Raw genomic sequence first — 21,971 nt, 5'->3', positions numbered from 1 at the left:
ACTTAAAGAGAATCATCTATTTTTCTTGCTTCAAGAATTCCTTTTTCTGTAAGAGTGTAAAAGGTCTCCTTCTTTAGGACACCCTTAAACTTTTTGGAGATAAGACCTTCCAGCTCCATGGGTCTTAATACGCTGAGTAGATCGTCCTCATCTACTCTGAATTCTTTCATCAACCTTCCTAGCCTGGCCTCTCCATGGAAATATAGATAGAGGAGAATCTGATCCCTAAAGCTCATGCTCTGATTCTTATGATCGGGGTAAAATATTTACAATTATCGTTCTCTCACAGGTAGGGACTCACAACAGGACCCTGAAATGCCTTAATCGTAACCAAATAAACTAGTTTTACAACAATATCTATGTGGAACTTAAAGTAGAGATTCCTGAGGACGTACTTTTCCCTCCACTTCCTGAGCTTTCCTACGTATGTTCCGGGAGAATCACAGACTCTAAATGTTCTGGGCCCTCCATATTTCGCGACCAGGATTTCATTACTGCCACTGCATCTGATCTTATCGCGTCCATGAGCATTTCAGGATTAATTAGGACGAGACTCAGGGGAAGAAAGAGGGAAAGATGGCTCAACTACATGGCAAAATATGGAATTGAAATTGAACCAAGGGAGTTCACTGCAGTCCTGAAGACGGGGTCATTGGTTACAATTTATGCAGATGGACTTGACTTCGAAGACGTTGCTGGGAACACAGTGTTCAAGGAGTTCAGAGTTACTGGAATGGGGAACATGTACAACGTGATTGAGAAGTTGGCAGAAATTGAACCAAGACTGATGATAGCAGAAACTAGGGGAAACCTTTGGTTTCTGGTGAGCGCGTTCAAGATAATTGGAATGGATCAGGGTATTAGGAAGGTGCTGGAGAAGCTAGTTAATGTCACTAAGACTGAATGCGATGAGATAACCCAGATCAAGAGTGGGAGGATTTGCCTAAAAAGAACTAGTTAATCTGTGAAATTCTAGACCGTATCTTCAAAAGGTATTGTAAGAATTTTGAAAAAGGTTTAAATCTAGACCTGGTTAAATCATGGCAATGGCCAAGGGAAAAAAGAAGAACGAGAAGGAGAGCAGGCTTATTTACATACCGTTCATCGCCCTGCTGTTAGTTATAGCTCTTTTCATAGGGCTAAGCTTTAGGACCAGCGTCTCTACCTCTGCCCAAAGTGCCTTCACTAACCTGGTTAAGGTTTCGTCCACAGATTATGCTCCAAATGGGACGACGCAGGTATATTTCATTAGTTGGTACGGCTGTCCATACGGTGCCACATTGTCGTGGCCCTTGTACGTCGCCTTAAGCAACTACGGAAATCTCACGGTGATTCCTCACTACTCCGTGGCAGAACCAGACTTAGCAAATGGTGCACCAATTCCAGGCCTGCTGTTCCAGGGATTCACTCCAAGTTCTAATGTACAATTCCACTTCTATTACATTTACAATCAATATCTGAATGCTACTCCCTCTGGACAACCCCTTAACAACGCTGATAGGGTTCAGGTAGGGCTGAATGAGTTGGAGAACATGACGCCTAGCTGGGTAGTTAATCTAGTGGAACAATATCAGTTAAGCGAGACTCAGGTGGTTTACAACGGGAATCAGGTTCCTATAGCCATGGGAAGCAGTGAACCTCACCTAGTTACAACCCTAATAATATCGGGACCTGGGGGAACATGGATAATGTTGGGATACCCTAAGTCGTTGCCTCCAAGCGAGGTGGTAAGTATAAACAGCAACTCGACCCAGCTTCTTAACGAAATAGAAAGCGGTCACGTTCCCTCTCCAATTGAGTCTACAGCACAACAGATCTTGCAGATCATACAGCAGGCCTCAGGATCTTAACGAAGTCTGTCTCTTTCTCCACCTTAAATCTCTTTACCCATGTCAAGTAGTCTAGCCTTTCCAGGGACGGAGTTTTTTGGTCCGTCAAGACTATCAACTTTTCTGCGTTAAAGGCATACCTTTCGACCAGAGCATTTATGGTCTCCGCATTGTAAAGAATTGGGCCTACCTCGATCTCATGATATTGAGCTTGCCTTAAGAGCTGAGAAAAGGCTTCATTGCTGTTCCAAGCTTCCATAATGGAAATATTGCCCACAATCTTGCTCTTGGGATAGACGAAGAGTGGCAATATCACAACATCCGCACTCGGAGAGTTAGTTACCTTGGAGTTTATCATGGACTTTATGACCGAGAAGAGCCTAGTCATATATGTTCTTCCCAGGTCCGCGTCATATTCCTTATCCTTATCATACTTGTCATGGAAGTTCTTGTTTAACCAAATGAAGGCATCCACTATCTCGCTTTCCCTTGATGACACGAAATCAAGAATCTGAACAGATGAGGCCTTCGCCAGTGCGGAGTTTGTGTTCGCTGATTGGCCTGCAAGTGCAGGGGTAAGAAGTAAAACTCTTTTCCCTGAGATCTCCTCCACAACCTCCCCAATCCTGAACGCGTCCTGCTCCAGCGATGCTAGAGGGTTAGCTGCGATTCCTACCCTCATACCCCCTTCCTTTGTCATGGAATAAAACGTGAACCTAAAGTGATCTATCTCCTCTGCAGTTGGGTACCAGGCCCTGTAAGTCTTCATCCCTTCATCCTTTATTGCGTTGACCTCTTCTAGAATTCTCTCAAACGCCTCGTGTGTATCCTTAAACTCATCGTCGAGTCTGCCGTACGGAACAAAGATTGGTTCTCCAATCCTGGGGAATAGATATCTAAAGCCATAAAGCCTCGCCACTTCAGGAATTCCGGAATCTACGAGTGTCTTTATGGCCTTCTTCATGACAGGATTAAGATGGTCAACATGAAGAATATTCTTCTCCTCTCTCTTCCTGAAAATTGACATAAACTAGATTAATGTTCATAGCTATAAAAGTCAATGGCTTGGCATGAATTCTGATCAAGTGTACTTGGCACTGCTGGAGATATTCATTCTAGTGACAGTTGCCCAAGCACTGAAGGTGGGCTCCAGCAAGGCGAGGATTCCTCCCTTGATCATGGAACTGTTAACGGGGCTCATTCTTAGCCCCTTCGCGCTAGGTTCGTTTCTGAATGCAGTGACCGGTTATCAGATATTCACCATAAATACCTATCTTATCCTGTTCTCCGAATTCTCAGTAATCTTGCTTATATTTGCCTCTGGATTGGAGCACGGATTCAAGTCGCTAAGAACTTCAGGGACTCTTGCATCCCTAGCTGCCACGTTCGGTGCCGTTCTGCCCTTCGTGGGTGTTTTCCTGTACATGTCTAGGTTTGTTTCGTTCAATGTGGCGATCTTAATGGGTGCCGCAAGTGCTGCAACAAGTCTTGCAGCTGTGGCCTCAATCATAGAGGGTGAAAAGCTGGAAAATGAGCGGTACGTAAAGATAACGCTGTCAGCTGCTGCCATAGATGACGTTGTAGCCTTCATTATTCTATCAGTTTCCTTGGCCATAATAGCCTCTGGTGGACTGTCGTTCTTTGACGTGCTCAAGATAACCTTAACCGTAGTTATATCGTGGATCATCATCTTCTTGGCTTCAGTCTTCATTATACCTAGAATAATTTCCGTTGTGTCGGATTCGCTAGTTGTTGACGTTTCACTCCTGGTTCTATTCGTCCTCGTGACCATAATGATTACTCTGGGTTTCTCACCAATTATAGCCGCGTTCATAGCAGGGGTAGCCATAGCTGAGAGTAGGAAGGCAGAGAGGATAAGGGGTATGGTCAAGACGATGATAGGAATATTCGGCTCGCTCTTCTTCATCAGCATTGGGGCTCAAACTGACGTTTTCACGTTCATTTCCCCTGGTGTTCTCATTCAAGGGACCATTATTACGCTAATTGCGATGGCATTGAAGTTTACTGGTATATTTCCCTTTGCCTACCTTTACAACAAGGATGGGAAAAAAGCCCTTGCGTCATCGCTTGGAATGATACCTAGAGGAGAAATGGGTTTAGTGATCTCCTCCATCGCGTTCTCAAGTGGAATATTTGACCAGGCAGATCTTTCAGAGGTGATCTTCATGAGCCTCATCACGACTGTGGTAGGGGCAATAGCCTTTGAGAGAAGTGCCAGGAGTATAATGAGAACTGAAGCCTGAACCTCAGATGTTGAAGGTAGATCTCAATAGCCTGAATAGCACCACCACAAACACGGTGGTCATAATACCAAACATTGTTAGACCTGTTACTATTTCCTGGCCTACCGAGAATGGGGAAAACGGGTAAACTTGGTTAGAATAAGGTGGCCAACCCACTATGAGAATAACGGAAAGGACACTATCAGCTCCCATCCAGCCCACGAAAAGAAGAAGTTTCATGGGAAAGGAAAGGGAACTTGATGAACCTCCAGCTAGAATACCTGCAAGCAGAAGACTGAGATCATTGATTATTCGATAAATCGCAGACCCTCCCGCTAACGCATAGAAATACGGCACGTGCCAGAAAACCACTAGGAATATTGCAGGTACAACCAGAAGGCGAGAGTACTTCCTCCCCATAGTAAGTAGGAACCCACCTATGAACAATGCGTAATGAGATGCCATGAAAAGGGGTTCAAGTCTAAACTCCTCAAGTTCTGTAAGAGGGTTAAGGGCGAATACGAGCAATAATATTCCAGCGACGTTTCTAGGTGATAACAGATTAGAAGAAAATCTCATGAATAACTTATTTTTAAAAAAACTTATAAATCTACTCTGGAGGAATTTCCTTGAACACTAGAGAAATATCTATTCCCTTCTTCTTGTTTCTGTAGTTAGATACTAGGTAAACCAGGAAGCCAACTACGAGTACCCCTACCACGAATATCAATGTGGTCAAGTTGACCGAGCCTGTTGATGTGGTAAAGCCAAACAGTGGGTTAGTGGCAGCCTCGTATGTAAGGAAGGCAAAGTAGAGGGCCGAGATTACACCAGCCACGGATATCGCCTTGGCCCTGTTTCTTAGACCATAAATTGCACCTGCTATGCTGGCCACGAGGAAATAGATTGAGCCAAGGATAGTTGCTCCATATAGCGAAAGCGCAGCATTGAGTGAGAACACTGGAACAAGGAGGAATAGTAGGGTTATGGTTAAATCGAGGGCATGGGCATAAACGGGCGAACCGAACCTGTTTACCTCCGCGAACTTCTCTGGAAGAATCCTGTCAAAGGAGAGCGCGAACACGTACCTGGAGAACACTATTATACCATAGGCTAAAACGAAGAAGTTCCAGGCTATGGCACCTATTCCAATGAGCCATTGAAGGGCTGGATTTCCTGCCAGTGCAATGGCAACAGTCCAGAAGTTGTAAATGAAATAGGGATAGGCGACGAAGTTGAAGGGATATCCTGCAACCAGATCCATCTCCAGGAAGCCTCCCGTAACAAGAATAGCTGTCAGAAGAAGAGCAAATACTAGGTTGAACTTGGCAACCCTATCACTTTGCTTAAACTCAGCCGATACCGCAGGTCCAGCTTGCATCCACGGGTATGTGTATAGGGCGAAAAGCGGTAATAGTAGCACTGTTGAAACTATGCTAAAGTTCGTGGGGAAGGCCGTGTGTGGTGAGGATTGATAAACGCTAACTAAGCTTGAATTGATAGAGTTAAGGAACGGGGTTATGGCTGTTCCAAATCTCCCAGCCGAGGCTCCTATCACGATCATCGCTATGATAAGGGTTGAAAGCGATACTATACCGAAACCTGTCACAATGGAGTAACCCCATCTGGATCTGAAAATGTTCAGCAGGATGACGATCACGAAGAACGCCGCAGCTATTCCGTAGAATAGGGCCTTCTGCTCAAAGGTGAGACCGCCGTTATAGGGGTTAACAAACACGTTGTTTGAGAGGGACACTAAGCTTGGGGAGTTGTCCACACTGCCAATGGTATATAACACTGCGTTAATGCTGGACGCCGAGAAGAAGGCCACTAATGCAAAGTAGGCAACCGACTCAAGCATGAGCGCTATCGCCATCGTGGATCCAATAGCCCCATTCAAGTTCCTGCTTATCCAGACATAATCACCGCCAGTCCTTCCCATCTTTCGTGTCATGTAGGTATAAACCAAGAGCTGTGGAAACGCAAAAACCAGGCCTATTATTGACGCGAGCCATAGGACTCCACCAGGGTAGTTGTTTATGTAAGGGGAGATCGACTCAAATAGCGTGACGCCAGCTGACATATTACCAATGTTGAGCATCACAGCGTCAAGAAGATTGACCTGCTTAAGGAGACCAGAACTTTCCCTTATAAAGACGTTTCTTTTACTGCTCACGGCTCTTTATGGACAGCTCGGTTTAAATTTTTTACTCAGCCAAGTATAAGCAAGAATATCACACTTAGCTAAAATTTACATGACCAAGTAAATGAAGCGGAATGGGAGAGTGAAGTTGCGATTGAAGAGCGAGGTATAGAAACATTGCTCCCGCTAGGATAGCTAATCCGTTCACAAAGATATTATCGTAGGAGAAGTGGGCGAGGGCGAACCTGGTCCACCTCTTCCCCTGCTTCACGAAGATCCCCCTCTCGGTGAAGACATCAAGAAGGAGGTGAGATGGTCCAGCCAGGACGCCCAGGACTAGGAGAATTGGATAACCCTCGAAGATGGCGAGCGGGATAGCTGGTATCAAGCCCCAGGGGATGCTTCTGAAGAGAGTGTGGGTCCTAGGGGTCCTGCGTATGTAACCTCCTCTGATTTCGTGGCCTAGTCTATCTATGAGGGTGTTGGAGACCCACGAGATAAGGAAGGAAAGGACAAGGGAGGTATAGAAGCTTAGAAATGGAGAGGAGATTAGGGTTAGTAGACCGGCTGTGAACACGTAATGAGAGACTAACTTCATCTAGCTAAACAAGGTGAGGGAATATTTATGCATAACATCATGAAATTATGATTTTTAAGTTGTTTGTATAGCTACCAATTTTGGGTATGATTATCTGAAATATTATCCTCTACTTGCTATAAACCAAGTTAAAACGAGTGTATTTGTAGACCAACTGTAAGGAAAGACTTTTTAGGTCATTGTTATAAAAACGATTATGACCTTTTGGCTAGTACCGATACAAGAAGATATGTGGGATAATATTCAGTATGACGGCGTGTATGGATATAAAACGAACCTAAGTAAATATATTAAGAAAGGCGATAACATCATTTTCTATGTGAGCAAGTATTATGCCACAAGGTATGGCGGAAAGATAGTGGGCATTGGTAGAGTTATTTCAGATTGGTATTATGACGAGACTCCACTGTATCCTGAGGAGAAGGTGAGAAACAGAGCAGTCTTTCCCCATAGGGTAAAGGTGGAGGTATGGATAACTGGGGCATGTGACGTAAAGAGCCTAATCGGAAAGGTCAAGTTCGTGGAGGATGTGGTCCAGCTACCCAAGTACCTCAGGAACGCACCGGCCAATCTGGGGAGACCAATTCTAGACTCGGATGCGAAAGTAATGGAGGAATGCCTTAGACAGACTATGTACGACTGAAACACTCCTTTACCTTCTCTAGCAGTTCGTCGTTGTCCACTCCTAGAATTCTGGCATCGCTAGACCTCAAATTGGAAAGATCCCTCTCCAACTTCTCTAGGTCCTCCTCTGACCCGAAGAAGTCTCCCGTAATCTCTACCCTGCCTTCTGTAACCCTGAGCACAATGGTTTTCCCTGCCCTAGACCTGAATATCTTTTCGCAGATCATACTACCTCACGAAGGTCCACTTATCATTGGTGTACTTGTAGCTGAGCTGTTTCGAGAGTTCGATTTCCAGGGGTGTCAGTTCCCCCTTCTCCGCCTCGAAGACTGAGAGGAAACCGGAGAGCAGTGCGTTGAGCGCCTCTTCCCTAGAAACTTTCCTGTTAAGTAGGAGAGAGAGGTTTGAGACCCTAGATGATGGGGTTCCCCTCACCAACTCCTTGGGTTTGGGAACCTTGATGACTGACATTAGCGAAAGATCGGTGGCAAACATAAATGTTCCGTGGACCAGAACAGCGTTACCCTTCTGTGCGCCCGCCATTCCAACCACTTTCTTGTCCTTCACCACTACGTCATTTATGGGAACGAACTCCCCAGTTAAGCCCAACTGCTTCAGGGCCATCACGATAGCCTCACCTATTCTCCTGTAAACTGCCATCATTTCATGCGACCTAACTGCGACGCTCCAAGTAATCTCCCCAAGCTCGTCATGAAGGGCGGGACCACCTCCCGTGAACCGCCTTATTAGGGGAATTTTCTTCTGCTGAAGAAGGTCCATGTTAACCCAGTCGTGAACGGATAGGAACCTACCTATAGACAGCGTGGTGGGAGAGAAATTCCAGAACCTGATCATCTCGTCTACCACCCCCTGGTTCAGGAGCAACAGCGTGGCCTCGTCTAGGGCCATCTGCCTCTCTCCAGGGGCACCGCCCTCCACAACTAACCTCATGTCCTGAACTCCTCCAGGTATTTTTCAGGCAGACTACAACAAGCATCGTAAATTGGGAGATTAAATTCTCTAATTACCCTGTGATGGGGATTAGCAATTCTCTGAACTAGGCCCTTAGACAACACTGCCCTGTCTAGCTCTTCCTTTATGACGTATGGCCTCATGCAACCCATGCTGGTCCTTCCTGCCATTAACCGGGAACCGTACTCTATGAGCGGGATAACCTTGTTCAGGTCCACCTTTAAGGCTCTAGAGGGTGTATCAGGGGTAGGAATCACGACCAGAAAGTTCATGAGATAGGGCTTGAAAGTGGAGACCAGTTCCATCTCCTGTCTCAGGTCCTCCTCCGAGTCCCTGGGGAGACCCAGCATCAGATGGGGGACAACGTACTCTGGACCACGGACAATGAAGTCCTCCAGGGTTTTCACGTAAGCCTCCCTCTCGGCCCGAATTCCCTTGGCGTGATAGGAACCAGGGGAGTAGGCAAACTCGAAGTCCACTATGTCTACCACATCCCTCATCTCCTCAATGGTTTCCCTATCCTGTAATCCTGGGTGAAGGTTGAAAACCAGGTTGAGTTCCCTCTTGAGCTTTCGCATGACTGGAAGAAAAGGAGCTACGGGGAGCTTTCCATCACGATCAAATCCTCCACTCACCAGGAAGCCCTTGACACCACGGGAATGAAGTCTTCTCACCGTCTTCTCAAAAATTTCCGGGGACATTGCCCCTTCCATTGAGGAAATATACTTGGTTCCACAATAGAAACAGTTAAGTGAACACTGTCCCCCAGTGATACTGATCGTTGTGAACTTCGACTTAGAGATAAAACCTGCCATCATTCCCTTTTCACCATGATGGGTATGTTGTATAGTTTTCCCCTTGGGTCCTCATTATAGAAGGGCCTGTCACAGGATGGGCATCCTGAGGTAAGGTAGGATAGATCTCCTCCATCGAAACCATGGGATAGTGAGAACCTGATTCTCTGTATCCTCCTGTAGTCCTCCAACCTAGGTGGAGGTCTAGACTCCATGGGGGTCCCCTTGACAGGGGTGAAGGCAAATAGTGCCACCTCAGCTCCCAGGGAGTAGAGATGTTTCATTAGTTCCACGAACTCATCCTCTCTTTCCCCCAGACCATAGACTAGGTGAACGTAAACCTTCCCTTTTCCAAATACCTGGATGGCGCGCTTAACAAAGTCCAGATAATCGCTAAACTTCCCTGGTTTCGCCACGTTCTCCCAATTTCCCTCCGTTGTGTCCATTCCAACGCCCAAGTAGTCCACTCCCCTCTCCTTTAGTAACTTCAGGTACTCCGTGGATATGGGCACAGTTGTGACTGATTTTCTGGTTTGGACCTCGCTTACTATCTTGACCACCTCATCCTCGAAGCCTGGCTTAACCACAGTCTGTAAACAAAACCTCTTGAACGTGGATAACTTGTCCTTAACAGCCTCAAGCGAGACGCTGTACCACTTTACCCTAGATAAATAGCTCTTATCGGCATTATTGGATAGGGGCTGGGAACAGAACTTACATTGATTAACACATCCGCCCTTCATCAAGGCATAAGCAGTTTGACTGTAGTAAGTCCCCTTGGTTATTGCATAATATGTGCCTGCAGAGAGCAGAACTTCCACAAATCTGTGTGAATGACCTGGGTAATAAGTTTCAGCTCGCGTCTTTTTACTCGAGAGTTCGCGTTCATGTCCTTGGCTCCATCAAGATATTATCATGATAAAAATCACAATCTTAAAACAGTTATTAATATACCACAGAAACGGTTTAAATCATGGTGTATAAGGTATGGCTTGGTAATAATGAAAGTAGTTGTACTTGGAGGAGGATTCGCAGGCTTATCTGCACTTAACTTTTACAGGGATGCCACAGTCATTGATTCTAAGGAATACTTTCTCCTTACACATAGGCTTGTGGATGTAATTGAAACAGGCAACCCTTCACTCGCTACGATTCCTTACCCCAAGGGTATTGTGAAGGCTAACGTCATGGGTGTTGATTTCAAGAACAAGGTAGTTAGGACATCCGAGGGTGACTTCAGTTATGACAAGTTAATAATTTCCTTAGGATACGAGCAGGACACAACAAGGGTTAAGGGAAATGTCCAGAAGCTCGAAAACCTAGAGGATGCGTTGGCCATAAGAACGAAGTTGCCCCAAGTTAAGAGCGTGGCAGTTCTTGGAGGAGGAAATTTGGGAGTGGAATTGGCAGGGGTTTTAAGGGAAATGGGTAAGGAAGTTCACCTCATTGAATTACAGGATAGACTCCTCTCCTTCATGAGTAAAGAGTCTTCAAGGTTCGCAGAGAGTAGATTGAAGGAGATGGGAGTGGACGTCCTACTAGGGACGAAGGTGGAGGAGGTGACCCCAGAGGGAGTGAGGACAAACAAGGATCTGGTAAAGGTTGATATGGCCATTATGGCTGCAGGTCTTAGAGGGCCAAAACTTATTGAGAACTTGGGACTGAGCAACAAGAATGGCAGAATGCTCGTTAATGACTATTTAGAATCGATGGATTATGAGGACGTTTTTGGTGCTGGAGACTGTATGACCACCAAGTCCTTTGTCCCCATGTCTGCACAGGTGGCTGTACAATCGGGAAGGACAGCCATGGAAAACGCCCTTGGGGGAAATGTTAAGTTCGCTTATAAGCAGGCTGGAATAGTCTTGAGGATAGGGTCAGAGTACTTCGGTGACCTGATGGGGAGGTTTGTTAGGGGATCCATGGCGGAACTGGCCAAGAGGGTTGGAATTTATAGGGCAATAAAAATGGTTGAGTCTCTCTAGTATCTCTTGAAGGCAATCACCACGAAGTTATCTTGGTCCTGTTTAACCGAGTAATCCATGTCGTTAGTTGACAGGAGAGGAATTATATCCCTCTCGAGGACAACTTTGTCGTCAGTAATTATCCTTATCTCCATTCCAGGTTTCAGCTTTTTTAGGGCCGAGTAAAGGGTTAGTTGAGGCACGGCACAACATAGGCCGGTCAAATCTAGTTCCATAAATAACATGAGAAGTACCAATTATTAAACAAGGAGTTTTTGCTTATCGAGATAGGTCATCGCTTCGTATAAGTTCCTCACCTTATCTACCTTTACGTCCTCGTAGAATCCAAACCTGTCAAGGAGTAGGGATTCGAGACCAGCCCTTTTAGCCCCAATGTAATCCAGTTCGTATATATCACCTATGTGTATGGCTGGTTGTGCAACGTAGTTAAGCGCGTATCGGAAAATCCTGGGATGAGGCTTCACTACACCAACGTCGCATGAGGCGATGACTGCCTTAACGTACTTTTTGATTCCCAAGGAATCTATTACGTCATGCATTCTTCTAGTTGCATTTGTAATTAGAACCACATCTACACCCTTCGAGTTTAGGTACTCGAGGAACTCCTTGGCATCCTCATATAGAAAATAATCCTGACTCGGGGTATAGTCTCCACCCAATTGACCAAGTATTTGGCTCGATGGATATATCCCAAGCTCATATAGAAGTTCTCCCACGCCCACTGGATTTAACCCTACCTGATTTGGAAAATTACTTTTTCCCATTACCTTAGTAACTGCCCTGAATACTTGCTTGGCAGTCACCGGGTAACCAGCCTTTCTCAACCTGACCACTAGCTTTTCGAAGGACATAGGTCTAAATCCTACCAATGTCTCTCCTACGTCAAGGAAAACCGATCTGAATTCCATAAAATATATAAAAAGAAGAAACTTTTAAAAATAACCTCTTTAAACTATATAGCTTATATATCTTTATTTAGTTTCCTGAGATTGCTCAAGTACAACGGAGTCCTGGGAAACCTCCTCAAGACTCTTGAGTTTAGGTTCCTTAACGGCTATCAAGGTGAGAACTGCACCCACGACGCTTATCACTGCAAGCATTTCCAATATGCCCTTTATTCCTAGTGAGGATAGTAGTGTAGGGAAGTAGAAGGTAGTTATGGCAGCACCTGTCTTCCCAGCTGCTGCTGAAATACCGTGTCCAGTTGTCCTATAACTCGTTGGATATACCTCAGACGGAATAACGAAGGTTGTAGTGTTGGGACCAAAATCAATGAAGAAGTATGAAAGAGCGTATAGGGCAAACGCTTGCGTAGAAGGAATCAAGAATCCTTCTAATTTAGCCCCCTTGGCTACAGCCAACAACGCTACCACTCCATAAAGCACTGCCATCATTACGAAACCTAAGGTCTGTATGGGTTTTCTACCTAGCTTATCCATTAGTGCAACTGCAGTAAAGTAACCAAAGAAACCTACCATGAATGGAATGCCTGCGTACACTATTTCCTGCCCCACTGATGCCGGCTTCCCAAGTACCGAGGAAACTATGGGACCGGAGTAAATACCTGTTCCATAGAAGGCTATATCCAGGATAAACCAAGTTCCTGCTGTTCCAAGCAAGAGTAACCAGTACTTCGAGAAGAACTCAGATACGCTCTTTCTCTGTATTCTAACCCTTCTCACTTCGGTCTTAGGGGTCTCCTTAGCTACAAACTCAACAGATTTCTCCACATTGTTTGTATCTCCCTTGAGTGCTGAGTATCTAGGCGTTTCTGGGACCTTTCTTCTCAGATAAATGACTGTAGCTGCCGGTATAGCCCCAACGAAGGCCATTACCCTCCAGGCAAGATCTGGAGGCAAGGTAAATGCTGAAATGGCACCTACTGCTACCGCAACTAGGCTCCCAATTCCTTGATTTGCAAAGACCAAGGCCACAAGTTTACCTCTATCCTTTACGTTTGCATACTCACTCATTATGGTAGCTGAGATGGGATAATCTCCTCCAATACCAATTCCCATTATAGATCTGAAAATTATGAGCCAAAGAATATTAGGTGCGAAAGCAGATAAAGCCGCACCAGCAGTCAGTAAAGAGGCTTCCACACCATAAACAGTCTTTCTGCCAATAAGGTCCCCTAGTACACCAAAGACCAACTGCCCAATTATTGCAGTGAAGATTGCTGAAGATGCCAAGAGACCTTCATACAAAGGTGTTAAGGTAAAGCCAGGCAAGTGATAGGCGTTGAATATGTCAAGGATCGCACCTATAATAAAAAGATCATAGGCATCTGTGAAGAAACCCATCCCAGATGTGTACCAGATCTTGATGTGATTGAAGTTAAGCTTCACGCTATCCAAAGACTTGAAAGGTTCCATGTCTTTTCTGTGCTACTCTACCCTGAGATACCTTATATAAATGACCCATATATATTATGTAATCTATGGAGATCTATATATTCTACATAGTTGAGGTTTAACTCAGTTACATTTTAATTTGATTGTGAAGACCTGGATTCTATGGACGTTGGAGTATTCTTAGCTGCATTGGCCATGGGAACCCTGGAGCTATCTGAGGCAGGGGCAGTTTCGGCTATATACGCTGGGGCGTACAAATCGTGGATTCCATACCTTTATGGGGCATTGGGTGTCTCAGTAGTTCTACTACCCACATTCACACTAGGAAAGTTCATCGAGTTACTTCCAATTCAATACGTTCTAGTAGTTGGTGCCGTAATACTGGCATATTTCGGTTATAGGCTAATAAGAAGTGCTAGGAGATCGTTCAAGGGTATACGTAAGCATCACGAGGAGAAGGAAGGAATGGGCGTGGTTCTGGTAGTGGCAATAACTGAGGCATTAGAGGACGCGTTAGTTGCCTTAGCACTAATACCACAGAGCTATTCCTCAACCCTGTTGGGAACAGGAATATCCGCTATCCTAGTTCTAGGGTTAACTGCCCTACTCAAGAACCAAATCGCGAGAATTAGGCTTCCGCACCTTAAGTTCGTTCTGTCGTCATTACTATTCTCACTTGCGTCGTTGTGGATACTCGAAGTAGCCTTGGATGTTACGGAATTGGTTATACTCCCTCTGTTCCTGCTTTATTTGGGAGTAAACTACTTGATTATAAAGATCTGAAGCCTCTGCATCATGAACCTCTAGTTTTTAATTTATGTGAAACAGGACTCAATAAATGAAACTAAGCAGGGCTTTCTACGACCTTGTTGGGGCCTCGGTACTTTGGGGGACCATTGGAATAGCTGTACAGGAAGCCTACAGATTTGGGGCCAATTCCCTGGGAATAGTCCTATTTAGAACGCTTTTCTCGTGCCTTATACTATTTTACCAAGGAAATAGGAAAATCTTACTCAGATGGGAGTCCATAGCTATGGGACTCATAGCTGGCACATTTTACGAGATATATGCATTCACCATCATTCTAGATGGGGCACCCCTATCATCTTTCCTGCTATATACCGCTCCACTCTTCGTGATATTGTTCTCATACGCGCTGTTCAAGGAGGAGTTAAATCTGCGTAAGGTTATTGGGTCATTCATAGTTATTGTTGCGCTCTATCTGGATTATCTGGGCACGCCCACGCCCGTGGAGCTGATTTGGGGAATTCTATCTGGAGTTTCATACGCTGGATTAATATCATACTCAAAATTTCTTCAGTTAAGGGGATTTTCTGGCTGGGACGTCCTGAGCGCGCAGTCTGTATGGTCGCTTCCACTCTCACTTGTGGTGAGTCTTCCCTTTTCGAGATCCATATCCGTTGGTTCAGTGGCAGGAGGGCTCTACATGGCAATTCTTGGGACTATAATTCCCTATTACCTCTTCTATAGGGGAATCAAGCTCATGGATTCAGCGATAGCTACCGTTATATCGGCGCTGGAACCGGTGGTCACGACATTGCTAGCGTATCCCCTTCTCGGGCAAACCCTTACACCGCTACAGATATTGAGCGCTTCTATGATTCTAGGAAGTTCCATTTGGCTTAGCCTATCTAGGTAGACCTTAATATTTAGGCCTTGGTTTTTAACTATGCTAGAATAGTCTCTCCTAATGAGGAATGTCATAGAGCCCTGGGGAGTCTACGTTCCCTTCATTTACAGCGCGGTTGCTTATTGGAGCTTAGGAGCGATGCAGATTCTCCTGAGGGGTGGCCTTCATCCTATCTTCATGATGGATGGTGCCTATCTCTTCTACGTGGGAATGATGTTCAGGCTTTTTGCACCTGCTAGGAAGTACGTGGTTGGACATCTTGTGAGCTTGATCCTGCTTCTTTCCTTAATGCCACTAGTCATAGGAGTTGGTATGGGAGTGGCCTTCCTAGTAATGATGTGGGCCGTAAGGGATGTCAGAAAGTACGGGTCGAAATTTCCCATTAATTACCTTGTCCTAATCTCCCCATTAGCTGGGGCCGTATCGTGGCTGACGTTTAATCTTTTTCATGATTTCTACACGCTTGAAGTCCCGCTACTGCTCTACGTCTTGGGAGTTAACGTTGGCGTTTTCTCTGCAACCTTGGGTGGTAGGGCACTTTTGGGCAAGAAGCAGGTTCCGTTAATCGTGACTATCCTAGCCAGTTACTTCTTCCCTCCACTAGTTAATCTCGTCTCGATTGTATATCCCTTCCTCCTTCTTAGGAGAAAGAGTTTTACCGCCAAGTTGAATCACAATGCTATCTCTGCGTTAGTGAACATGAGCGCCGTGACCTTTTCAGGAATTTTTGGGCTCTTGATGGGAGGACTGTATCTACTCCATTCTTTCACGGTAGGCATAATGACGGTTCTCCTCATGAGTTGCTCCACATATTCTCTAGCTAGGTATAATTACGGATGGGAATGGATCATCCCTATACTCCTTTTAATTGACATGGTAACCTTTTCAGGAATTCCGTGGGCATTTGCCCTAGCGATATACCTTTACTTGATCAGGAATGCACTGGGTCCTTTTTCCCTGAAAAATGGGGTATCCTCAAGGTTCATAAGCCCAGGATACTCTTCAGAACACCAAAGGCAGCAAGAGACGAAATAATTGCTATCACGGGAGATGTTAGCCATCCCTTGGTAACCTGTTTCAGTTGGGTTTTAACGTCCGGACCATAACTTCTGAAACTGAGCCCTAGTATTCCCCCCATTACAGTTTGGGTTATGGAGATAGGAACCCCAAACAACGTGAAAATCTCGGATATTATATCGCTTCCTAGCAAGGCGGAGGTAGCACTCAAGTATCCCATTCTAGTCAATCTAAATCCCACCACTAGTGATGCCTTCCTGGAGCTAAAGTAGATCCCCAAGGACGCAGCAAGAGCGTAGAGCGGAAACACCACATAGGCTGGCTCTGACAGTAGTCCCTCGGAAGTTATTATTCCAATTGCATTAGCACCTGTAACAAATGACGTAAACACGGCGGACGAGATTATCAGGAACTTATATATTTTCATTTCTCTTATAATTTTTTTCTCTTTAGTTGTTATCCTTACCAAAATATAATAGAGCACAAGTGAAGAAACTATGGCCAACACGGGTGTGAAGGCCCATGAAACAACGGTGAACCAGAATTTTCCCCAGTCAAAAGAGAGCTCCTTGGACAGAACCACCAATATCGCTAACGATGGGTAAATCATCTGACTTAACGACGATGGAATACCAGCTCGATTGAGGTAGTAAAAGGATACCACAGAGGCTAGGAACACGGAAAGGACTGCTATACTTAGATAGGGCTGTAACCCAGTCACCGCTCCCCTTATGCTACCTTGAAGTGAAATTGCACCCACAGAAACGCCAAGAAACATGCTTACAGCGCTAATTAAATAGGAATATTTTCTCCTCATGGAATTAGTGGATATAAGTATTCCTAGGGAAGTGGCGGAATTATTTCCTCCAACAACAAAAGACGAAACTAAGCCAACTAGAAATAAACCTAAACTTAATAAATTCATTTAAATTCAGTTCCACTTCTATTCCTGTGCTTTTGAAGTTTATAGTCTAACGCATGTCTTATGAAATCACTCCTGGACACGAAGGGATTATTCAATGAACGGTTTAATCGGTTAATTACTTCATCAATTCTCTGAAGAAGCAATACGTCCAGCTTGAAAGTGATAGTCTTTGTCTCCTTTTTCTCTATTTCTATAATAAATCCATCATTTTCTCCCTGTTCCCCTTTAGACAAATTCATAACCATGGCCATAATTCTGTATTAGCATTGATAGATAAACCTTTCTAGGCCATTGCCTTTTGAATTGTTTAAATAGTTAAAGCCCAAGATCATTGAACAGTGAACATGAACTACATAAAAAAATTATACAGTATAAATACAGTATAGGGATAGGTACCACATAAAATAGCAAAAAGACCAACTTTACTTCTAAGTTTTTACAATTGTGAGTTTTAGGCGGTCTTTAAGCTATTTTGATGGCAATGGAACCAATTCAGCCCCAGGCGTAGAACTTCCTATTTTCAGTCAAAACTTCTATCAACAGTTAATATGTATGCAACTCGTTATTTGAGGCCTCGTGCGGTGGGTTTTAGAAGAGTTTTAGATCCCGGATAGTTCGGCTAATCCTTGACACAAGATTCATGTTTATCTAGTGAATATATGCTTAGCATATAATAGGTTAGATTTTAACGTTCTTTATTGCAGAATATACAACAAGACTTTTGCCTTACTCCTTTACATTTCTTAACGTTCTAGTTTTCGCCTCTTAAATGGTGATGTTTTCTAGATCTTTATATGCCGAAAGGATGCCTTATGAGTGAACAGAGAATTTTTAGATATTTGCTCTTTTACACTCTCATCTCTAATTTATTTGTAATAAATTGAGATAATATTACTGGGATGTCCTTCATCAAAGAGGCACATTGTATAAGCGTTTGGCCTAACTCTCTGAATCGTGTTCTTAATGTGATCACAGGAACCAGTATCTGGATTTAATACAGCTATCACACCAACTACCGATTTGGATAGTGCCGTATTAATAACGGCATCCATATTGGAGACCATCTTAATTGGCAACGTGACTCTACGCTCGAATCCATGGGTATTTAACATCTCCCTAACGTGAGGCGCTATTTGTATCGTTGCCATAGTAACACCATGTATCCAATATAACCAACTGCCCATTTAAGCTTTTCTTACTAATTAGATAAAAATTCTAGAAGATTAAGCACAGATTTTCTATCATCTATAGCGATATCATTTCTATATAAGTCTTAATGAAGATGCATGAGGTTTCAAAGGCTTCCCAAAACTTTTAATGCTTCTGCGTATAACTAGAAAACATGTCTGACTCGTCAAACACAAACAAAAGGGAAAATAGGACAGTAACCATTAGGGGAGTTGATTCAAAACTCTACGAGAGACTGGTTAACTTAGCCCGGGAGACAGGGAAAACTGTTGGAGAAATAACCAATCAGGCGATTGGAAACTTCCTGAGCGCAATATCTGAGGCCGAAATGATCACATACAACGTTAAGGATAGCATAAAAAGTACAGGTAAGGCCTTTATAGACGGATTCAATGAGACCAAGAGAAACGTTTTCGTTGTATCCAACATTGGTGAAATAACAGTGTTTAAGTCAGAAATAGTCAATGCAGGTAGACCAGTTTCGTTTAGGAATATAGGAAAATTAATACTGCCAGACATTGACCAGGACACCTTAGACAAATACGTCGACTCCATTATATCTGTGGACGAACTCGTTATTCCACCATCAATCAATAAATTAATGTTAATGCGTAAGGCTAAATTTGTTAAAAGGATAATTCAGCAGTGACATGTGAAATACTCTAACATTAATATTTCTCTATTTTAGCCTCTTTTTAGGCCTTCAGGGTGGCGTATAGGGTTTCTATACTTAATGTTGCCTCTTCCATATAATCTAGAATATCGTCCATGAAGATGATCACATCCTTGAACTGAAGCACACTGATAACGTCAGCAATCCCCTCAGAGTCGTATAGCTTCTGTATGAGAACGTCCTTAATATCATCCCCATTCCTTTCTAGCAACTGAATCTCCTTCCCGATCCTGATCGCCTCCTTCATGTCTGTTTTCATGTAAGAGATCATCTCTGTGAGCTTCTCTCCTCCCTCAATTACCGTGGAAAGATAGGTTAGGAGGCCGTCACTTAAGGCCTTCAGTAATCCTTCATTGGGCTTCCTAGAAGAGATTGCCCTCCCCGAGTCCTTGATGGCCTTCATAGTGTTATAAAGTGCTTGATTTAACATCATCATGGACTCCTTGAAATCTGGGAGGAAAGCCTCACCGTAAAGCATGGAAACTATCTCCTCTCTGACCATGGCCACTCTCTCGTAAATTGCCTTAATTCTGATGACCTCCGACATCACGCCTTCCCTATCTCCCCTTATTACCTTCCTAACGAGCTCGTTTAACCTCATAATGGCTTCGTTGATGTTCTTAGTCATTTCAAGGGTCTTTGAAAACAGTATCTCCTCTTTGTTAATGGTGAACTTTATCATGGCCTATATTTAATCCCCCTTCAATATTAAAACTATTACCTTTCTTCTATGGGAACATACCTTTTTCCTAGATCCCCCACGTATATGGCCTTGGGCCTTATGAGCTTATTATCCTTCAGGTATTCGTCCACGTGGGCCGTCCATCCTATAACCCTGGCAGATGCGAATATCGTAGGAAAGAGATCCGGGTCAAAGCCCATGGCATAAAACACAAGTCCAGAGTAAAAGTCCACATTGGGATAGATTCCCCTCTTACCCAGTATTTTTATACCAATTTCCTCAACCCTATTTGCGATCTCAAATAACCTCTTGATTTCCTCGTTCTTAGAGAGCTGATTTGCGTACTCCTTGAGTATCTTGGCTCTTGGATCCATGGTCTTGTAAATCCTGTGTCCAAATCCCATTAACCTCTGCCCAGAACTGAGCTTGTTCATCACGTATTTCTCCACGTTATCTGGAGTTCCTATCTCCATGAATTGCTTCAAGGCCTCCGAGTTAGCTCCACCGTGAAGGGGACCCTTTAACGCAGAAATTCCAGCAACGACTGAGGAGTAGATATCGGAAAGGGTAGAGGCTACAACCAGGCATGCCATTGTTGAGGCGTTCATTTCATGGTCCATATGTAGCATTAACGAAACGTCCATAACCCTAGTGTCTGAGGGGGATGGCCTCTCCCCCCTTATCATGTAAAGGAAATTTTCAGAGTGGGAAAGTGAGGGATCCGGCTCAATGAACTCTTGGTTCCTTTTTGTCCTCTGGATGAGAGAAATTATGGTTGGAATCTTTGCAGTCATTTTTATTGACTTTCCTATAAGGTCACCCTCACCTCTGTCCTCTAGACCCATCATGCTAACGGTAGTTCTAAGTATATCCATGGGGTTGCCAAATTTTGCGGTTCTTTTAACGAAGGTAGAGATGTCCTCAGAGATGGATCTTTCCTCAGCTAACCTTGACCTGAAATCGTCTAACTCGTGTCTAGTGGGTAATTTACCATACCACAGGAGATATGCGACTTCCTCGAAATTGGAGAAGCTGGCCAGATCAAAGATGGAGTAACCCCTGTAGTAAAGTCTGCCCAGTTCACCGTCGATATAGGTTATTGAAGTCTCCTTTATTGCAATGTCTTCAAGTCCCTTCCTTAACTCCAAGTTTCATTTCCCTCAGCTTATTTAATGCAACGGCTTTATCTTTTTTCTCTAGCTTGGCTTTCATAGCAAACTCTTCAAGGGTATGAATGACCTCAAAGGCGATCTCCCTGTGTACCGGAAAGGGGATTCCATCCTTCCCACCTATTGCGAAGGCGTACTTAAAGGGGTCGTAGGGCACGTTTACGGGATCCTGGTATGAGGGAGGTTCGTTATAAATGAGGTCAGATATCAAGCTTAACGCCCTCATGGTTGAGGGACCTATACCTAGAAGGAGAGCTTCCTCTAAACTGGTGGGTGACTTCTCCCTTACTTCCGAGAGTGTCTTCACCACTCTCCTCACATCCACGGGCTTCATGTAGACCATCTTTGCCTCAGACGAAATGGCACCCACGGTTCCAAGACTGATCCAAGAGTCCAGAGAGGTGCCCCTGATCAAGGCCATTGACCTGAGGTATTGTTTCTCTATCTTGGAAGGATCCTCTCTTAGCAGATCCATTATCACCCTCTTGGCGTTCACAGACTCGTGAACGTTAAGAACCACCTTCTCCTTTCGTCCAGCTAATCCTGCACGTTTCTCATTTACCGGGTCTTTAATGGAGCTCCAGTGATATCTCCTGGCAAACCTTGTGGTGGGGTTCATCCCCTGCTGAATTATTGCCCACTTACCGGACTCTGAAACCAGGAGGGAGTGATGATATAGTTCGTGGCCGTCTTGAAGAAGGGTGGTATCAGTCTTGGCCACAAGCTTACTAATCCTGGATAGTCCTTGAGCGTCAACGTTGAAATTGGATGGGAGGGTTTCTAGTTCCTTGGGCACGTTCAATGAGTTCTTTCCCTTTCCGCCCGTCACGGCTAATCCGTCCTGAGCCGGGTTTATCACCTCCTTCAGGATACCTAGGGTAACAGTAGTCGAACCAGAGGAGTCCCAGTCCATCCCTATAACGTTGTTAAAACCCTGAAACCAGAGAGGATTAGACAGCCTCTCTATCACCTTATCTGGACCCCACTCTAGAAGCATCACGTCCAGGATGGCTCTCGATAATCTCTTCATGATAGGGATAAGCCATTGCGGAACTCTGCCATAGTGAAGCGGTAGGTCGCTGATGCCCGTGATCTCCATGAAATATTTATTGGTTACAGTGATT

General features: G+C 44.5%; 26 protein-coding genes. 9 read left to right on the top strand and 17 right to left on the bottom strand.

The features are described from left to right. Positions 1–2: 2 nt before the first annotated feature. Positions 3–236: a hypothetical protein gene (locus ACI49J_RS03940; RefSeq protein WP_240252734.1), complete on the bottom strand. Its 234-nt coding sequence runs from the start codon at positions 234–236 to the stop codon at positions 3–5. Between the two features lie 125 nt (positions 237–361). Between ACI49J_RS03940 and ACI49J_RS03935 the strand changes: the two genes are divergently transcribed. Both ACI49J_RS03935 and ACI49J_RS03930 read left to right on the top strand, forming a co-directional pair. Further along, on the top strand, positions 362–961 hold the full coding sequence (locus ACI49J_RS03935; protein WP_012021442.1) for a hypothetical protein: 600 nt from the start codon (positions 362–364) through the stop codon (positions 959–961). Between the two features lie 85 nt (positions 962–1,046). Next, positions 1,047–1,850 (top strand): DUF929 domain-containing protein, encoded by an 804-nt coding sequence (locus ACI49J_RS03930; protein WP_240252730.1) that lies wholly within the window; start codon positions 1,047–1,049, stop codon positions 1,848–1,850. Here the strand turns inward: ACI49J_RS03930 and ACI49J_RS03925 are convergent. After that, positions 1,825–2,856 carry a hypothetical protein gene (locus tag ACI49J_RS03925; RefSeq protein WP_240252728.1) on the bottom strand — a complete coding sequence of 344 codons (1,032 nt, stop codon included), beginning with the start codon at positions 2,854–2,856 and terminating at the stop codon, positions 1,825–1,827. The genes ACI49J_RS03930 and ACI49J_RS03925 overlap by 26 nt on opposite strands. A gap of 43 nt (positions 2,857–2,899) precedes the next feature. Between ACI49J_RS03925 and ACI49J_RS03920 the strand changes: the two genes are divergently transcribed. After that, a complete protein-coding gene (locus tag ACI49J_RS03920; protein ID WP_240252726.1) occupies positions 2,900–4,093 on the top strand; it encodes a cation:proton antiporter in 1,194 nt (397 codons plus the stop codon). A gap of 3 nt (positions 4,094–4,096) precedes the next feature. Here ACI49J_RS03920 and ACI49J_RS03915 read toward each other — a convergent pair whose 3' ends face one another. The 3 genes from ACI49J_RS03915 to ACI49J_RS03905 form a co-directional block, all read right to left on the bottom strand. Continuing rightward, the gene (locus ACI49J_RS03915; protein WP_240252723.1) at positions 4,097–4,651 is read right to left on the bottom strand and encodes a DUF1404 domain-containing protein; all 555 of its coding nucleotides are present in this window, start codon (positions 4,649–4,651) and stop codon (positions 4,097–4,099) included. Between the two features lie 31 nt (positions 4,652–4,682). Continuing rightward, positions 4,683–6,248, bottom strand: a complete 1,566-nt coding sequence (locus ACI49J_RS03910; RefSeq protein WP_240252722.1) for an APC family permease — start codon at positions 6,246–6,248, stop codon at positions 4,683–4,685. Positions 6,249–6,312: 64 nt separating this feature from the next. Further along, positions 6,313–6,813 (bottom strand): DUF1286 domain-containing protein, encoded by a 501-nt coding sequence (locus tag ACI49J_RS03905; RefSeq protein ID WP_240252721.1) that lies wholly within the window; start codon positions 6,811–6,813, stop codon positions 6,313–6,315. Positions 6,814–7,009: 196 nt separating this feature from the next. Between ACI49J_RS03905 and ACI49J_RS03900 the strand changes: the two genes are divergently transcribed. Further along, on the top strand, positions 7,010–7,456 hold the full coding sequence (locus tag ACI49J_RS03900; RefSeq protein ID WP_240252720.1) for an EVE domain-containing protein: 447 nt from the start codon (positions 7,010–7,012) through the stop codon (positions 7,454–7,456). Here the strand turns inward: ACI49J_RS03900 and ACI49J_RS03895 are convergent. The 4 genes from ACI49J_RS03895 to ACI49J_RS03880 are packed head-to-tail and all read right to left on the bottom strand — an operon-like array spanning position 7,443 to position 10,024. Then, positions 7,443–7,664 (bottom strand): hypothetical protein, encoded by a 222-nt coding sequence (locus tag ACI49J_RS03895; RefSeq protein WP_048060106.1) that lies wholly within the window; start codon positions 7,662–7,664, stop codon positions 7,443–7,445. The two genes, ACI49J_RS03900 and ACI49J_RS03895, sit on opposite strands and share 14 nt — an antisense overlap. 1 nt (position 7,665) lies before the next feature. Continuing rightward, the gene (locus ACI49J_RS03890) at positions 7,666–8,388 is read right to left on the bottom strand and encodes a biotin/lipoate A/B protein ligase family protein (protein ID WP_012021450.1); all 723 of its coding nucleotides are present in this window, start codon (positions 8,386–8,388) and stop codon (positions 7,666–7,668) included. Continuing rightward, positions 8,385–9,227: a radical SAM protein gene (locus ACI49J_RS03885; RefSeq protein ID WP_240252711.1), complete on the bottom strand. Its 843-nt coding sequence runs from the start codon at positions 9,225–9,227 to the stop codon at positions 8,385–8,387. The genes ACI49J_RS03890 and ACI49J_RS03885 overlap by 4 nt, the downstream gene beginning before the upstream one ends. Next, complete coding sequence (locus ACI49J_RS03880) at positions 9,224–10,024, bottom strand: radical SAM protein (protein ID WP_240252707.1); 801 nt, start codon at positions 10,022–10,024, stop codon at positions 9,224–9,226. Before ACI49J_RS03880 ends, ACI49J_RS03885 begins: the two co-directional genes overlap by 4 nt. A 180-nt stretch (positions 10,025–10,204) precedes the next feature. On the opposite strand from ACI49J_RS03880, the gene ACI49J_RS03875 reads away from it, so the two are divergent. Further along, positions 10,205–11,188 (top strand): NAD(P)/FAD-dependent oxidoreductase, encoded by a 984-nt coding sequence (locus ACI49J_RS03875; protein WP_240252703.1) that lies wholly within the window; start codon positions 10,205–10,207, stop codon positions 11,186–11,188. Here ACI49J_RS03875 and ACI49J_RS03870 read toward each other — a convergent pair. From ACI49J_RS03870 to ACI49J_RS03860, 3 genes are all read right to left on the bottom strand, one after another. Next, complete coding sequence (locus ACI49J_RS03870) at positions 11,185–11,403, bottom strand: sulfurtransferase TusA family protein (RefSeq protein ID WP_240252702.1); 219 nt, start codon at positions 11,401–11,403, stop codon at positions 11,185–11,187. The two genes, ACI49J_RS03875 and ACI49J_RS03870, sit on opposite strands and share 4 nt — an antisense overlap. Positions 11,404–11,427: 24 nt before the next feature. Continuing rightward, complete coding sequence (locus ACI49J_RS03865) at positions 11,428–12,096, bottom strand: HAD family hydrolase (RefSeq protein WP_240252701.1); 669 nt, start codon at positions 12,094–12,096, stop codon at positions 11,428–11,430. Between the two features lie 63 nt (positions 12,097–12,159). Further along, a complete protein-coding gene (locus ACI49J_RS03860) occupies positions 12,160–13,563 on the bottom strand; it encodes an MFS transporter (protein WP_409366464.1) in 1,404 nt (467 codons plus the stop codon). A 141-nt stretch (positions 13,564–13,704) separates the two neighbouring features. Here ACI49J_RS03860 and ACI49J_RS03855 point away from each other — a divergent pair, with 141 nt between their 5' ends. Genes ACI49J_RS03855 through ACI49J_RS03845 form a run of 3 tightly spaced genes read left to right on the top strand, consistent with a single transcriptional unit; the run spans position 13,705 to position 16,228 of the window. Then, the gene (locus ACI49J_RS03855) at positions 13,705–14,325 is read left to right on the top strand and encodes a hypothetical protein (protein WP_240252698.1); all 621 of its coding nucleotides are present in this window, start codon (positions 13,705–13,707) and stop codon (positions 14,323–14,325) included. A 55-nt stretch (positions 14,326–14,380) separates the two neighbouring features. Beyond that, complete coding sequence (locus tag ACI49J_RS03850; RefSeq protein WP_240252696.1) at positions 14,381–15,202, top strand: DMT family transporter; 822 nt, start codon at positions 14,381–14,383, stop codon at positions 15,200–15,202. Positions 15,203–15,253: 51 nt separating this feature from the next. Then, on the top strand, positions 15,254–16,228 hold the full coding sequence (locus tag ACI49J_RS03845) for a hypothetical protein (protein ID WP_240252694.1): 975 nt from the start codon (positions 15,254–15,256) through the stop codon (positions 16,226–16,228). Here ACI49J_RS03845 and ACI49J_RS03840 read toward each other — a convergent pair. Beyond that, positions 16,176–17,135, bottom strand: coding sequence for an inorganic phosphate transporter (locus ACI49J_RS03840; RefSeq protein WP_240252692.1), 960 nt, complete (start codon positions 17,133–17,135; stop codon positions 16,176–16,178). The two genes, ACI49J_RS03845 and ACI49J_RS03840, sit on opposite strands and share 53 nt — an antisense overlap. Beyond that, complete coding sequence (locus ACI49J_RS03835) at positions 17,132–17,386, bottom strand: ribbon-helix-helix domain-containing protein (protein ID WP_240252690.1); 255 nt, start codon at positions 17,384–17,386, stop codon at positions 17,132–17,134. The genes ACI49J_RS03840 and ACI49J_RS03835 overlap by 4 nt, the downstream gene beginning before the upstream one ends. A 1,091-nt stretch (positions 17,387–18,477) precedes the next feature. On the opposite strand from ACI49J_RS03835, the gene ACI49J_RS03830 reads away from it, so the two are divergent. Next, the gene (locus ACI49J_RS03830; protein WP_240252686.1) at positions 18,478–18,972 is read left to right on the top strand and encodes a ribbon-helix-helix domain-containing protein; all 495 of its coding nucleotides are present in this window, start codon (positions 18,478–18,480) and stop codon (positions 18,970–18,972) included. Positions 18,973–19,018: 46 nt separating this feature from the next. On the opposite strand, the gene ACI49J_RS03825 is transcribed toward ACI49J_RS03830, so the two are convergent. The 3 genes from ACI49J_RS03825 to ACI49J_RS03815 are packed head-to-tail and all read right to left on the bottom strand — an operon-like array spanning position 19,019 to position 21,946. After that, complete coding sequence (locus tag ACI49J_RS03825; RefSeq protein WP_012021464.1) at positions 19,019–19,678, bottom strand: DUF47 domain-containing protein; 660 nt, start codon at positions 19,676–19,678, stop codon at positions 19,019–19,021. A gap of 35 nt (positions 19,679–19,713) precedes the next feature. Further along, positions 19,714–20,826: a citrate synthase/methylcitrate synthase gene (locus ACI49J_RS03820; protein ID WP_240252684.1), complete on the bottom strand. Its 1,113-nt coding sequence runs from the start codon at positions 20,824–20,826 to the stop codon at positions 19,714–19,716. Next, positions 20,804–21,946, bottom strand: coding sequence for a DUF763 domain-containing protein (locus tag ACI49J_RS03815; protein ID WP_240252682.1), 1,143 nt, complete (start codon positions 21,944–21,946; stop codon positions 20,804–20,806). The genes ACI49J_RS03820 and ACI49J_RS03815 overlap by 23 nt, the downstream gene beginning before the upstream one ends. Positions 21,947–21,971 lie beyond the last annotated feature (25 nt).

This window comes from Metallosphaera sp. D4-4, from assembly GCF_046245145.1.
Lineage (GTDB): Archaea > Thermoproteota > Thermoprotei_A > Sulfolobales > Sulfolobaceae > Metallosphaera > Metallosphaera sedula.
This window is presented reverse-complemented; position numbering and strand designations above follow the sequence as displayed.

What these genes read in the sequence shown, in the direction of transcription:
- ACI49J_RS03940 (WP_240252734.1), bottom strand. Translation starts at nt 236, where the DNA reads ATGAGCTTTAGGGATCAGATTCTCCTCTATCTATATTTCCATGGAGAG.
- ACI49J_RS03930 (WP_240252730.1), top strand. Translation starts at nt 1,047, where the DNA reads ATGGCCAAGGGAAAAAAGAAGAACGAGAAGGAGAGCAGGCTTATTTAC.
- ACI49J_RS03925 (WP_240252728.1), bottom strand. Translation starts at nt 2,856, where the DNA reads ATGTCAATTTTCAGGAAGAGAGAGGAGAAGAATATTCTTCATGTTGAC.
- ACI49J_RS03920 (WP_240252726.1), top strand. Translation starts at nt 2,900, where the DNA reads ATGAATTCTGATCAAGTGTACTTGGCACTGCTGGAGATATTCATTCTA.
- ACI49J_RS03915 (WP_240252723.1), bottom strand. Translation starts at nt 4,651, where the DNA reads ATGAGATTTTCTTCTAATCTGTTATCACCTAGAAACGTCGCTGGAATA.
- ACI49J_RS03905 (WP_240252721.1), bottom strand. Translation starts at nt 6,813, where the DNA reads ATGAAGTTAGTCTCTCATTACGTGTTCACAGCCGGTCTACTAACCCTA.
- ACI49J_RS03900 (WP_240252720.1), top strand. Translation starts at nt 7,010, where the DNA reads ATGACCTTTTGGCTAGTACCGATACAAGAAGATATGTGGGATAATATT.
- ACI49J_RS03895 (WP_048060106.1), bottom strand. Translation starts at nt 7,664, where the DNA reads ATGATCTGCGAAAAGATATTCAGGTCTAGGGCAGGGAAAACCATTGTG.
- ACI49J_RS03890 (WP_012021450.1), bottom strand. Translation starts at nt 8,388, where the DNA reads ATGAGGTTAGTTGTGGAGGGCGGTGCCCCTGGAGAGAGGCAGATGGCC.
- ACI49J_RS03885 (WP_240252711.1), bottom strand. Translation starts at nt 9,227, where the DNA reads ATGATGGCAGGTTTTATCTCTAAGTCGAAGTTCACAACGATCAGTATC.
- ACI49J_RS03875 (WP_240252703.1), top strand. Translation starts at nt 10,205, where the DNA reads ATGAAAGTAGTTGTACTTGGAGGAGGATTCGCAGGCTTATCTGCACTT.
- ACI49J_RS03870 (WP_240252702.1), bottom strand. Translation starts at nt 11,403, where the DNA reads ATGGAACTAGATTTGACCGGCCTATGTTGTGCCGTGCCTCAACTAACC.
- ACI49J_RS03865 (WP_240252701.1), bottom strand. Translation starts at nt 12,096, where the DNA reads ATGGAATTCAGATCGGTTTTCCTTGACGTAGGAGAGACATTGGTAGGA.
- ACI49J_RS03860 (WP_409366464.1), bottom strand. Translation starts at nt 13,563, where the DNA reads ATGGAACCTTTCAAGTCTTTGGATAGCGTGAAGCTTAACTTCAATCAC.
- ACI49J_RS03855 (WP_240252698.1), top strand. Translation starts at nt 13,705, where the DNA reads ATGGACGTTGGAGTATTCTTAGCTGCATTGGCCATGGGAACCCTGGAG.
- ACI49J_RS03850 (WP_240252696.1), top strand. Translation starts at nt 14,381, where the DNA reads ATGAAACTAAGCAGGGCTTTCTACGACCTTGTTGGGGCCTCGGTACTT.
- ACI49J_RS03845 (WP_240252694.1), top strand. Translation starts at nt 15,254, where the DNA reads ATGAGGAATGTCATAGAGCCCTGGGGAGTCTACGTTCCCTTCATTTAC.
- ACI49J_RS03840 (WP_240252692.1), bottom strand. Translation starts at nt 17,135, where the DNA reads ATGAATTTATTAAGTTTAGGTTTATTTCTAGTTGGCTTAGTTTCGTCT.
- ACI49J_RS03835 (WP_240252690.1), bottom strand. Translation starts at nt 17,386, where the DNA reads ATGGCCATGGTTATGAATTTGTCTAAAGGGGAACAGGGAGAAAATGAT.
- ACI49J_RS03830 (WP_240252686.1), top strand. Translation starts at nt 18,478, where the DNA reads ATGTCTGACTCGTCAAACACAAACAAAAGGGAAAATAGGACAGTAACC.
- ACI49J_RS03825 (WP_012021464.1), bottom strand. Translation starts at nt 19,678, where the DNA reads ATGATAAAGTTCACCATTAACAAAGAGGAGATACTGTTTTCAAAGACC.
- ACI49J_RS03815 (WP_240252682.1), bottom strand. Translation starts at nt 21,946, where the DNA reads ATGGAGATCACGGGCATCAGCGACCTACCGCTTCACTATGGCAGAGTT.